This is a genomic window from Gleimia sp. 6138-11-ORH1 (assembly GCF_024814355.1).
Taxonomy (GTDB): Bacteria; Actinomycetota; Actinomycetes; order Actinomycetales; family Actinomycetaceae; genus Gleimia.
Window position 1 is genome coordinate 502,765 of the sequence record NZ_JANUXV010000001.1, and the last position, 12,927, is coordinate 515,691.

8 protein-coding genes and 1 tRNA gene are annotated in these 12,927 nt (G+C 47.6%); 6 read left to right on the plus strand and 3 right to left on the minus strand.

The genetic code is table 11. The annotated features are described in order from the left end of the window. The first annotated feature begins 80 nt into the window (after window positions 1–80). Window positions 81–284 (plus strand): hypothetical protein, encoded by a 204-nt coding sequence (locus tag NXS08_RS02145; protein WP_259136705.1) that lies wholly within the window; start codon window positions 81–83, stop codon window positions 282–284. Window positions 285–345: 61 nt separating this feature from the next. Here NXS08_RS02145 and NXS08_RS02150 read toward each other — a convergent pair whose 3' ends face one another. Further along, on the minus strand, window positions 346–2,043 hold the full coding sequence (locus tag NXS08_RS02150) for a fumarate hydratase (protein WP_310546865.1): 1,698 nt from the start codon (window positions 2,041–2,043) through the stop codon (window positions 346–348). A gap of 446 nt (window positions 2,044–2,489) precedes the next feature. Here NXS08_RS02150 and NXS08_RS02155 point away from each other — a divergent pair, with 446 nt between their 5' ends. Then, the gene (locus NXS08_RS02155; protein ID WP_259136707.1) at window positions 2,490–4,301 is read left to right on the plus strand and encodes an HSP90 family protein; all 1,812 of its coding nucleotides are present in this window, start codon (window positions 2,490–2,492) and stop codon (window positions 4,299–4,301) included. Window positions 4,302–4,303: 2 nt separating this feature from the next. Further along, a complete protein-coding gene (locus NXS08_RS02160) occupies window positions 4,304–6,961 on the plus strand; it encodes a lipopolysaccharide assembly protein LapB (protein ID WP_259136709.1) in 2,658 nt (885 codons plus the stop codon). A 60-nt stretch (window positions 6,962–7,021) separates the two neighbouring features. On the opposite strand, the gene NXS08_RS02165 is transcribed toward NXS08_RS02160, so the two are convergent. Further along, window positions 7,022–7,095, minus strand: a tRNA-Leu gene (locus NXS08_RS02165). A 105-nt stretch (window positions 7,096–7,200) separates the two neighbouring features. Between NXS08_RS02165 and NXS08_RS02170 the strand changes: the two genes are divergently transcribed. Further along, entirely contained in the window at window positions 7,201–7,797 is a 597-nt protein-coding gene (locus NXS08_RS02170; protein WP_259136710.1) for an ANTAR domain-containing response regulator, read from the plus strand. A gap of 220 nt (window positions 7,798–8,017) precedes the next feature. Here the strand turns inward: NXS08_RS02170 and NXS08_RS02175 are convergent, their stop codons facing one another. Further along, window positions 8,018–8,422 (minus strand): PaaI family thioesterase, encoded by a 405-nt coding sequence (locus NXS08_RS02175; RefSeq protein WP_259136713.1) that lies wholly within the window; start codon window positions 8,420–8,422, stop codon window positions 8,018–8,020. Window positions 8,423–8,467: 45 nt separating this feature from the next. On the opposite strand from NXS08_RS02175, the gene polA reads away from it, so the two are divergent. Together polA and rpsA are read left to right on the plus strand one after the other, a co-directional pair. After that, the gene (polA, locus tag NXS08_RS02180; RefSeq protein WP_259136715.1) at window positions 8,468–11,113 is read left to right on the plus strand and encodes a DNA polymerase I; all 2,646 of its coding nucleotides are present in this window, start codon (window positions 8,468–8,470) and stop codon (window positions 11,111–11,113) included. 228 nt (window positions 11,114–11,341) lie between these two features. Further along, entirely contained in the window at window positions 11,342–12,793 is a 1,452-nt protein-coding gene (gene rpsA / locus NXS08_RS02185) for a 30S ribosomal protein S1 (protein WP_259136718.1), read from the plus strand. Window positions 12,794–12,927 lie beyond the last annotated feature (134 nt).

Sequence of the window (12,927 nt, forward strand, 5' to 3'; positions counted from 1 at the left end):
CAAAAAGAGGACGACGTTAAAGTTTACCTGCGCGAACGACGTGCACAGCTTAACGTCAGGAGGAAAGAAGGAAAAGAAAAATGATGAAATACTCGATTTACGATACACAAACGAATCGTCACGCCCTTAACCTATTGGAAAATACTCTAGTTGAGGCAGTCCGCCCTTGGTTTAAGGGAATTAATGACGCAAATGTGACGGCAGCTATTGACGCGTTAGCTAATCCGGAAATGCGTGGGGAAGCCGCGCAGTACCTGGGGATTACCTTAGTGCCCTGTGCTTAATCGACTAAAAATTACTTTGGGGGGTGTAGGCTAAACTACACCCCCAAAAAACAGTTACATACTATAAGCCAGGTCGCTTACCAATCGTTAAAGTAACCTGCTGCGTACCGGCAAAGAAGTCATTACCCTTATCATCAACAACAATGAAAGCAGGGAAGTCTTCAACCTCAATCTTCCAAATAGCTTCCATACCCAGCTCAGGGTATTCCAACAACTCTACTTTCTTAATGCAGTCCTGTGCCAGGCGAGCTGCCGGCCCACCAATAGAACCAAGGTAGAAACCGCCGTACTTCTTACAAGCATCAGTCACCAGCTGAGAACGATTGCCCTTTGCCAGCATAATCATCGAACCACCAGCTGCTTGGAACTGATCAACGTAACTGTCCATACGTCCAGCGGTAGTAGGTCCAAAGGAGCCAGACGGCATACCCTCAGGGGTTTTTGCCGGACCAGCATAGTAAACTGGGTGATCCTTTAAGTACTGTGGCATTTCACCGCCACTATCAAGTAGTTCTTTAATCTTCGCATGCGCAATATCGCGAGCAACCACAATCGAACCGGTTAAGGAAACACGGGTCTTAATAGGGTGCTTAGAAAGCTCAGCTAGAATCTCCGGCATGGGTCGGTTAAGGTCAATCTTCACTGCCGCACCCTTACCGGTGGAAGAAACCCCGCAGGCTTCACCATCTAAATCAGCGTCGGTAATCTCTGGGAGGAATCGGCCCGGATCCTTATCTAATGCCTCCAGGAAAACGCCCTCGGGAGTGATCTTTGCCCGCGCCTGACGGTCAGCAGAGCAAGAGACAGCCAAGGCAACAGGCAGGGAAGCACCGTGGCGAGGCAACCGAATCACACGCACATCGTGGCAGAAGTATTTGCCGCCAAACTGCGCGCCAATCCCCAGCTGGCGAGTTAGCTTAAGAATCTCATTTTCTAACTCAACATCGCGGAAACCGTGACCAGCGATAGTGCCTTCAGTTGGAAGCTCATCTAAATACTTCGCTGACGCGTACTTAGCTGCCTTTAGACACATTTCAGCAGAGGTTCCCCCCACAACGAAAGCCAAGTGGTAAGGAGGACAAGCAGCAGTACCCAAAGAACGAATCTTTTCTTCCACGAACTGCATCATCCGAGTGGGATTAAGCAGCGCTTTAGTCTCTTGGTAAAGGAAAGACTTATTAGCAGAGCCACCGCCTTTAGCCATGAACAAGAAAGAGTACTCCAACTCATGTCCAGGTTTAGTATCTGCCGCAATCTCAATCTGTGCCGGAAGATTATTGCCGGTGTTGCGCTCATCCCACATGGTGATCGGCGCGTTCTGAGAGTAGCGTAAATTCAATGAAGTGTAGGCATCATATACACCGCGGGAGATTGCCTTTTCATCCTGGCTTTCAGATAAAACGTGCTGGCCGCGCTTAGCTGAAACAATCGCAGTACCGGTATCTTGACACATGGGGAGCACTCCACCGGAAGAAATAACGGCGTTCTTAAGCAGGTCTAAGGCAACGAACTTATCGTTGTTAGAAGCCTCGGGATCGTCAAGAATGTTGCGTAACTGCTGCAAATGCGCAGTACGGAGGAAGTGGGAAATATCGTGAATAGCAGTTTCAGTAAGAAGCCGCAACGCTTCAGGAGCAACTTTTAAGAACTTACGACCATCTGGGCCGTCCACAACTTCTACACCTTCTTTGGTGAGTAAACGATATTCGGTAGGGTCCTGCTTTAGCGGGAACATATCTTCGTAGAGAAACTCGGCCACTTTGGCTCCTTTTCAGTAATTTTCCACTATGCCCTCAGGATAATCCGTCTGCTTTGCAAATCGGTTTGCTTTAGTCCTAGAGCCCAGGTTTTATGCGAAATTATGAGGGTTTTTCACAGTAAAATGGCGGGGCGCAGCGGGGGGATTTATCCAGAACTGAAGATTAATAGGTTACGGCGGAGTTTCTTAAATCGAAAAAGGTAAGAAAACCGGTTGCAAGCCGAAGCCTTCCTCGGTAGGGGAGAGATGAAAAAATCGGCTCCCGCTTACCCTTGTGTAAACATCTACATTGTGGGGGTAGCTCAGCGGTTGTAAATGCGTTAAAGAATAAACCTAGCTAAACTAAAAACAGTTGAAATGAGGAAACTAATATAGCTTCATTGCCTCAGCGAGGGCTTTGAAATAGGTTAGTTTAGCTCACCTTCCCGAACGACAAAGGTTGTTAAGTGTCAAATCGTTTTCAAGTTAATCTCACCGGCTTAGTTGAAGTGCTCTCACGTAACCTCTATTCAGGGCCGAAAGTCTTTGTAAGAGAGCTACTCCAAAATGGGTTTGACGCAATCACAGCAAGGCAAAAGCTTGACCCGAATTGCGCCGCGCAAATTAGTTTCCGCAGTTATGGCGATAAGAAACTGGTGGTTTCCGACACGGGGATTGGTTTAACTTTAGAACAGGCGAAAGACCTGCTTGCCTCAATTGGGGCCACTTCTAAGCGCGATGAGTTAGGGTTGGCGCGGACAGAGTTTATCGGTCAGTTTGGGATTGGGTTGCTTTCTTGTTTCATGGTGACTCAGACGATTGTGGTTTATTCGCAGAATGCGGAAACTGTTGGGGCGCCGATTATCTGTTGGAAGGGTTATGGTGACGGCACTTGGGACGTTTCTGTTGTTTCTGAAGCGGAAGTGCCCGCAGAATTTAATGGCCCGGGTACTACCATTATTTTAGAAGCGACCGGCGCCGAGCCGCTTTTTAATAAAACAGCGTTGGTTAATTTAGTTTTGGAATACGGGGCTCATTTACCTGTTTCGATTACGGTTGCTGATGAGATCAGCAGTGAACAGTTAGGAGCTGCAGCTTTTCCTTGGGAACTTGAGTTAATCGAGCAGGAAAAATGGTGTTCTGCTAACTTTGGTTTCCACCCGTTTGCGAAAATTCCCCTGCAGTTGGGTAGTTCCCAAACGGTGGGCATGGCCTTTGTCCTTCCCGAGGGCGCTCACCCAGGCCAGTCTTTAAAACATCATGTCTATGTGCAAAATATGCTGGTGTCTAAAACGGTTACTAACCTGGTGCCAGATTGGGCGTATTTTGTGCGGGTTGTAGTAGATTCCAAATTTTTGAAGCCAACTGCTTCCAGAGAGAGCTTATTTGATGATGAGCTGTTAGAGGAAGTGAAAGAAAGCATTGGGGAAACGGTACGGGGTTGGTTAGTTAATCTTTCTAATCAAGATATGGAAAAGTTCGTTAAATTTATGCGAGCTCATATTGTGGGGATGAAAGCACTTTCTGTACACGATCAGCAAACCAGGGAGATGCTGAAATCTTCGATTCCCTATGAAACTACTTTAGGTTTTTTCACGTTAGAAGAGATTATTAACCGCACTAACGCGATTATTTATACACAGACTAAAGATGATTTCCGCGCAATCGAAGCGGTTGCCGCTGCCCAGGAGATTCTGGTGATAAATGGTGGCTACGCTTTTGATGAGCAAGTCTTTGCGCAGCTAAAATTAGACTATCCGCAAGTTGAGGTACGGGAAGTAAAAGTATCCGAAATTTTAGCGGCTTTAGAGTCACTTCCTGTGACGGAAGAAATTAATTTCATTACTTTCTTAGAGTATGCTTCGCAGGCTTTAGCTTCACAAAAAGTGGATGTGGTGATTCGTAATTTCTTACCGGCTAGCTTACCGATGGTTTATTTACCGCAACCGGGTGGAGCAGGTCGAGAGATTGAAAAGAAAGCGCAAGCCCAAGCTACCGGCGCTTTTGCCGGGTTAATTGGGCATATAGCTGCGGCTGCGCCGGCTGAGTCTCGTTCTCAGGTTGTATTTAATGGGCAGTCAAGTGTAGTTAATCAACTGGCTAACCTAGCTGATCCCCAGACCATAGAATTGGCAGTGAGAGGTTTCTTTGTCCAGGCGATTCTAAACGGACACCATCCAATGACACCGGAAGTTAAACAGTGGTCTACACAAGTTTTCGCGGAATTAATATCGCGGCAACTTACAGCTAATCGTAAAAGTGATGAAGAGAGGAACTGACAATGACTTCACGGGAAGAGCTCCATCAACTGATGGATGAAGCTGCGAATACTCCTCCGGGGAAAACTCATAACGACCTGTGGGCTAAAGCGGCAGAACTAGCTGAGGCTGGAGGGTTCGAAGAAGAAGCAGTGATTAGCTATGTTCATCTGGTAAATGGCTATGCTACTGGGGGGCAGGCTACTAAAGTAATTGCGCCTTTTATATGGTGTGACCAGAAAATTAAGGAACGTCCGGATTTATTTGGGGGCGAAATTGGGTTCTCTCACGCATGGCATTACAAGTATGTGATTGGGGCAGTGCGTGCAGTTCCTTCCGTGCCGGTGGAGCAATGCGAGAGCCTCCTTGAAGAAATGCGTAAGCACTATACGCAACTGGGGGACGGACTTCGCGCCTACTACATTCGTAAGTTCCTTTTTGCCCGCGACTGGGGGACTAAAGCTGAAGCAGAGGAAGCTTTCAATCAGTGGCGTACAGCTAATGATTCAGAATTATCTGATTGTCCTAGCTGCGACCCCAGTTATGAGGTTGCCTATTACAGTCGGCAGGGTAACTGGGCTAAAGCCGTAGAAATAGGGGAAGCTGCCCTGGCACGCCAAAATGAGAATACCTGCGATTCTCAACCTGAAGCGCTCCTTACCGAGATGATGGAGCCTTGGTCCCGGGTGGGTAATGATACTTCAGCGTGGAGTGCACACACGCGCGCCTATCGGCGTTACCAAGAGGGCGCACGCTATTTGGAAGATATACCTGCGCACCTGCACTTCCTATTTTTATCGGGGATGGCGGGACGGCCTCAGCGTTTAGAAAGAGGCTTGCGGATCCTTTTACGTCACCTTCCTTGGTGGCCAGAAGCTAATACCCCAATCGTGCTTCTCAACCTGGCTGTTGAGGGCGCTTTACTATTTAGCACTCTCTTAGATAATCCTTCGCAGAAACTGAACCTAACCTTACCTGGTGAAGATTTGGTGTGGTACCCCTGCGAAACTCTACACAATCCAACCGTACAAGAAGCGTATGACTGGATGCGTAAACTAGCTTTAGGAATAGCAAGCCAGTTTGATGAGCGTCCCGGGTTGAAGTTTAAACGGTATGTGGAAGCGATTGAACGTCGTTTAGAACCTACCTTATTAGAAATAAAAGCCCCCGAAGTAGATGTCTTAGATGTTTCAGGACTATATACTCCAGATGAATCTAACTATCAGGTAAAAGCCGAAAAACCGGCAGAAACTGTTGAAGGGCAGTCTTTTGCAGTGCCTAATCGGGAAGAAAGTGTAGAAACGAAGTCCATCGAATACACTCCGATTACGCTAGATACCAGTTGGCAAAACCTTTCGATTAGCCAACTATTCCAAGCGGTAGTAACCGGCTTTGGGACATTTAGCTCCGCTTATACGTATTTGTATCATCGTTTATTCGACCCCGCGGCTGAACTTCCTTCACATCAAGAATTAACTATTTTTGCTACCAACGAAGAAGAAGCCGCCACTATCAGCGAGTTTTGGGATACGATTGTTGAAAACCGCTATACGCCGTGGAAATTCCCAGGTGAGTTCTGTGCAATCCCCGACCCGCAAAGTCCTGAGGTAAAGGTAATTCCCCATTTGGTGGAAGCCAGTAAAGCAATTAAAGCACATGATTTTTCAGTGGCAGTTGCAGCAGCTAAAGCAGCTATGCAGGTTCCGGATATTTCCGATGCGCTGGGAATCCGCCTCTATGGGCTAGATACCCTTGGATTTGCCTATGCTTCTTTAGATAAATATGAGGAAGCGATCCAAGCCTACCGGCAGGCCCTTAACCTATACGCCGCATTAGGGGTTGCTTCACAACAAGCTCTAATGGGTTGGAAGCTCTCATACGTACTCATCAGTGCTCGCCGCAACGATGAGGCAATTGAAGTATTGCAAAGTTCCGTTGATGTGGGAGCTAACATTCTCCCAGCTGAACTTGAAGCAAGATTAAGAACCGAGTTGGCTGAGCAATACACGAAGGCCAAGCTCTTACACAGTGCCCTAAGAGAATTACTTAAGGCTTACCAGCTTCACACCAACGCAGATGAGAAGTTTGAAGTAGCGAAGAAAATAGTGGATACGGCAGTTAATGAGGGCGAATTCCAGATTGCTACTGAATACCAGTTTAAGATTTTAGAGGATCGAAAAACTCGGGTGGTGTATCCCCTAAATCACCAAACTAAACTGTCCCATCGAGATTACGCCGCGGAAATATTCAATGCGGCCCGTCGTTTAGTTGAACGTCCGGGAATAATCAGTGAATCTGAAGCTGCACAGGCCCGTGAACTACTGGAAACTGGTATAAAAATCTTTGCCCAGTTGAGTGAACTGGAAGGCAGTGACCCAGAACGGGATGTTGCCGAGCTCATTATTGAATACCACCGCGTTATTGGTGCGTGTTATTCGACTTCAGAAACCGAACAAAAATTGCAGCAGGCTTTGGATATTATGAAAGACCATCAGGTAATGCATGCTGTGGGAATGGGGCTTTTAGCGCTTAGTCTAATCGCGGAAAAAGCGGGGGACTATGAGAAGGCGAACGAAACTCTAAATGAGCTACTTTCTTTAGAGGGTAAGCATAGAGAGATTGAAGCAAATATTTTTGGGTATGCACACTATCTAAAAGAGATACTAAACTCGGATAATTAAGTTTTACGCTCACATCAGTGGAAGAAAACCGCTGATGTGAGCGAAAAACGGGTAAAAAAGTACCCCGGGTGAGACTCGAACTCACAACGAGCCGGGTTTGAGCCGACTGCCTCTGCCAATTGGGCTACCGGGGCAAGTGATTTATTCTATGAACCGATTGAGTTCCTAAAACGAATCACTAAGTAATAGAATATAGATAAGTTTATCGGAAATCAAAATTAGATCTAGGAAGATTACGAATGGGAAAGACTGAGAACAAATCCCGTCGGGTTCTGGTCGCAGAAGATGAAGGTCTGATCCGTTTAGATATCGTTGATATCCTCAAAACCGCTGGGTTTGAAGTAATCGCGGAATGCGACAATGGTGAAGACGCGGTAGAAAAAGCGCTTGAGCTGGAACCTGACTTATGTATTTTAGACGTGAAAATGCCTAAAATGGACGGAATAACTGCAGCAGAAAAGATTCTGAAAGAACTCTCATGTGCAGTTGTGATGCTTACCGCATTTTCGCAACGTGAATTGGTAGAACGCGTTCGCGACGCGGGTGCCATGGGATACGTGGTTAAACCATTCTCAGAAGCTGACTTGCTTCCCGCCGTAGAAATCGCCTTAAGTCGCCATAATGAAATCCTGGCGATGGAAAACGAAATCGCGGATCTTAACGAACGTTTCGAAGCTCGCAAGATAGTTGACCGTGCAAAAGGTCTGCTGATGGAACGGATGAAGATGAGTGAACATGAAGCCTTTAGGTGGATTCAGAAAACCTCTATGGACCGTCGGCTTTCAATGCGGGAAGTAGCTGAGGCTGTAATCGCACAGGTGGCACAAACAGACTAAACCGGGGGCAAAGCCGAAGTAACGCCTAATCAGGCGTAGCATAGGACGCTCACCGGACAATCAGGCGCTGCATAATCTGCTCCTTGCATAACGTAAAACTGCATAATCTGCTGCTGCGCAGTAGAAAAAACCCGCCTGAAACATGTCACTGTGATTTAGAAAGTAACGTTAAATATGGTGTGGGGGACTGAAAACAGTCCCCCACACCATATGCTTTAAGCTATACCAGTTGATTGCCTAACATAGCGGTAGAGATTAGCTTTCCGTCCTCGGAAAAAATCTGCACCTGATGTACGCAGCGCGTCCGCCCCAATTTAACTGCCACCGCCACCGCAGTAACCGCAGCGCCGGAACCAGGACGCAAATGAGAAATCGACAAATCCGTACCCACCGGCGTGCGTTCCTGCCCATCCGCATCCCGTAATTGCTGCGCATAAGCTAGGGAAGCTAAAGACCCTGCAGTTTCCGCCAAAGCCGCTGCCCCGCCCCCGTGTAAAAACCCAGCTGGCTGCAGATTCCCAGCCACCGGCATTTCTAACACAGTTTTCTGCGCTGACACTTCAACAATACGCATTCCCATCCGTGACATGAGAGAATCAGGAGAGAAAGAAAAAATATCACTCATGGCACTATCGTGACACGAATATGACCCTGGCGCCAAGGAAAGAATATGAGCGAAGCAAAACTATTAATTATCGACGGACACTCCATGGCTTTTCGCGCCTTTTTTGCGCTTCCAGTAGAAAACTTCACCACCTCCACCGGGCAGGCAACTAACGCGATCTACGGCTTTGTCACCATGATGCTACGCCTGATTGAAGAACACCAGCCCACCCACCTGGCAGTAGCTTTCGATACTTCCAACGGCTCATTCCGCAACGAAGAATACAGCGAATACAAAGCCGGACGCGCAGAAACCCCCCAGGAATTTAAAGGCCAAGTTGGGCTAATCAAACAAGTCTTGGAAAATATGGGAATCACCTGGCTTACCGCCGACGGGTATGAAGCAGACGATATTTTAGCCACTTTAGCTACCTTAGGAGAAGCTAAAGACATGGATGTTCTACTGGCATCGGGCGACCGAGATTCCTTCCAACTTATCAGCGATAAAGTTAAAGTCATTTACCCGGGACGAACCCCGGCCGATCTGAAACTGATGGATGCTGCCGCAGTTGAAGCTCGCTACGGTGTCCCCCCACAGTGGTACCCACATATTGCCGCTCTAACCGGTGAAAAAGCAGATAACCTCCCCGGTGTCCCCGGAGTTGGTGAAAAAACCGCTGCCCAGTGGGTACAGCAATACGGTGGTTTAGAAGGGGTAATCGCCAACGCCGACAAAATCAAAGGAAAACGCGGGGAAGCCCTACGAGAAGCGATCCCCGCAGTGGAACGTAACCGGCGACTAAACCAGTTACTCACCGATGTGAAACTACCCGTCAGCGTTGAAGAACTCCAGCGCACGGCAATAAATCGTAGCGGCTTAAACGAATTATTCGACGTTTTAGAGTTCAATCGCCTGAGGCAAAGAGTATTTGCCTTAGATGGTGAAACAGGGGAAGAAAACTCTGATTCGCGCTTACCTGAAGTTGAAATAACAACGCAGACCGATCTAAAGCAGCTGGCCAGCTGGGTGGAAAAAATCCCCGCAGGGGAGCCACTTGTTTTAGCAACTGAAGTGCTTAACCGTGAAGTAGAAGCCATTTGTCTTTACTATGCCACTGCAAAAGCCGGTTTTGCTTTTGCCTGTGAACCAAGAGATTTAGATGCGGTGCAAACGAAACACCTGGAGGGGTGTCTCGCATCCCACCCAATCATCACTCATGATGCTAAAGGACTGCGGCACGCGTTCAAAAACTCTGGGTTAAATCTTCCCGCTCCAGCAGATGACGTGGAGTTAGCCGCCTATCTTTTAGGGCCAGACCAAAGAGATTATTCCCTCCGCACTTTAGCGGAAAAATATTTGGGAATCTTTTTAGCACCGCAAGAAGAACAGCTGACTCTTTTACGTGATTACGTGTCCTTAACACAATCAGCGCAGGTGATTGCCCGGTTAGCAGTGGAGTTCAAACGCCGGTTGCAACGAGACGAACTGTGGGACCTCTACCGGAATCTGGAACTTCCTGTCCAAAGTGATCTTTACGAGTTGGAAGATACCGGCATTGCTATGTCGATGGAGGTGCTCAATCAGCTGCTTAGTGAACTTACTGAGCAAGTGGAAAGAGCTGAAGAAGCTGCTTATAACGCGATTGGTCATAAGGTAAATCTTTCTTCTCCAATGCAGTTACAGACGGTGCTTTTTGAAGAGTTGCAGATGCCTAAAACTAAACGCACGAAACGCGGCTACACTACTAACGCAGAGGCTTTAGCTGACTTATATGCGAAAACTCAGCATCCTTTCTTAAAGTATCTTTTGGAACACCGCGATAAGATTAAACTTCGCCAGATTGTTGAAGGGCTTATTAACGCAGTTCGCGAGGACGGGCGGATTCACACTACTTTCCAGCAGACTGTGGCTGCTACCGGACGGCTTTCATCGACGGAACCGAATCTGCAGAATATTCCTGCGCGGACTGCTGAAGGAATGCGGATTAGAGCTGCTTTTGTGCCCGGCCAGGGGTATGATCAGCTGATGACTGTGGACTATTCGCAGATTGAAATGCGGTTGATGGCCCATATGTCTGGGGATCAGGGTTTGATTGATGCGTTTAATTCCGGGGAAGATTTGCACCGCACCACAGCTGCTATGGTTTTCGGGGTTCCTGAAGCTGAAGTTACTCCGGCTTTGCGTTCGCAGATTAAGGCGACTTCCTATGGGTTAGCTTATGGGCTTTCTTCTTATGGTTTGTCTCAGCAGTTGGGGATTCCGGTGCCGGAGGCGGCGAAGTTGAAAGCCGATTACCTGCAGCGTTTTGGCGGGGTGGCTCACTTTTTAGAAAAGACAGTTGAGGATGCTCGAGGGCGGGGTTATACCTCCACTATGATGGGGCGGCGCCGCTATTTGCCGGACTTAAATGCAGCTAATCAAAATCTTCGCGCGATGGCGCAAAGAGCAGCATTGAATGCACCTATCCAAGGAACGGCAGCTGACATTATTAAGCTGGCGATGCATCAGGTAATGCAGAAATTTAAAGAAGCTAAATTAGCTTCCCGGGTGCTTTTGCAAGTTCATGACGAATTAGTCTTAGAAGTAGTGGACTCTGAAATCGCAGAAGTTACTAAGATTGTGACTGAGCTGATGGGGAGTGTAGTGCAGTTAAGCGTGCCATTAGATGTTTCGGTTGGGGTGGGAAGCTCCTGGCAGGATGCGGCCCATTAAGACGGGCTGAAATGGCAAGTGGGAAGGGAAAATTCTTTCGAGGCTTTGATACAAACGGTAAATGAGAGGTATCTCTCTTAAATAGTTGAGGTGGATAGTTAAAACTGCTATTTAATCTGCAAACTGCCTGATAGTATTGAATTTGGTGTGCTTTAGAAGTTTTTATTTGTAAAACACACTGTAGAAAATTGTCCATATACTAGTTTAAAAAACGGGGAACATATTTTTATGACCACCTCTAAGCCCCAGATCGAGCAGATTGCCGTTAATGACATTGGCTCGCGCGAAGACCTGATCGCAGCTATCGACGAAACCTTCAAGTACTTCAAAGAAGGCGACATTGTCGAAGGTACTGTTGTGAAGGTAGACCACGATGAAGTATTAGTTGATATCGGTTACAAGACCGAAGGTACTATTCTTTCACGGGAACTATCCATCAAACACGATATTGCTCCAGAAGATATCGTTAAAGTTGGCGATAAGATTGAAGCTCTTGTCCTCCAGCTGGAAGACAAAGACGGAATGCGTCTGCTGTTGTCCAAGAAGCGCGCTCAGTACGAACGCGCATGGGGCACCATTGAAAAGGTTAAGGAAGAAGACGGTATTGTTACCGGTACCGTAATCGAAGTTGTTAAGGGCGGTTTGATCCTTGACATCGGATTACGTGGCTTCCTCCCAGCATCCTTGGTTGAAATGCGTCGCGTTCGTGACCTGGCTCCATACATTGGCCGCGAACTTGAAGCAAAGATTATTGAACTGGATAAGAACCGTAACAACGTTGTTCTATCCCGTCGTTCCTTCCTGGAACAAACTCAGTCCGAAGTACGCACCAACTTCCTGCACACTCTGCAGAAGGGACAGGTACGTACCGGCGTTGTTTCCTCCATTGTTAACTTTGGTGCATTCGTTGACCTGGGCGGCGTAGACGGCCTGGTACACGTATCCGAACTTTCCTGGAAGCACATTGACCACCCAGCAGAAGTTGTTGAAGTTGGCGACGAAGTAACCGTTGAGGTACTTGAAGTAGACATGAGCCGCGAACGCGTCTCCCTGTCTTTGAAGGCCACCATGGAAGACCCATGGCAAGCATTCGCTCGCACCCACGCATTGGGACAGGTAGTACCAGGCAAGGTCACCAAGCTGGTTCCATTCGGCGCATTTGTTCGCGTTGAAGATGGCATCGAAGGTTTGGTTCACATTTCTGAACTGGCACAGCGTCACATTGAAGCTCCAGAACAGGTTGTGAAGGTAGGCGACGGAGCATTCGTTAAGATCATCGACATTGATCTGGAACGTCGTCGTATTTCCCTCTCCTTGAAGCAGGCTAACGAGGGTGTAGACCCAACTTCTGAAGACTTCGATCCATCCCTCTACGGTATGGCTGCAGAGTACGACGAAAATGGTAACTACAAGTACCCTGAAGGCTTCGACCCAGAAACCCAGGAATGGATGGAAGGCTACGAAGCACAGCGTGAAGCATGGGAAGCAGAATACGCTGCAGCTCAGGAACGCTGGGAAGCTCACAAGGCACAGGTTGCTAAAGCACTGGTAGAAGATGTTGAAGAAACTCCAGCTCCAGTTGAAGAAGAAGCATCCTACGAAACTCCAGTTGAAAATGAAGGCACTTTAGCTTCTGATGAAGCACTGGCTGCACTTCGCGACAAGCTAACTGGAAACTGAGCTTATAAAAGCTAAATAAAATATGCGGGTGGATTTTCCACCCGCATATTTTTATGCCGGAAAAATCATATATACTACTTCCTGCTTTGCCCCTTATAATGGAATCGAAATCAACCTACTGAAAGGCAAATACA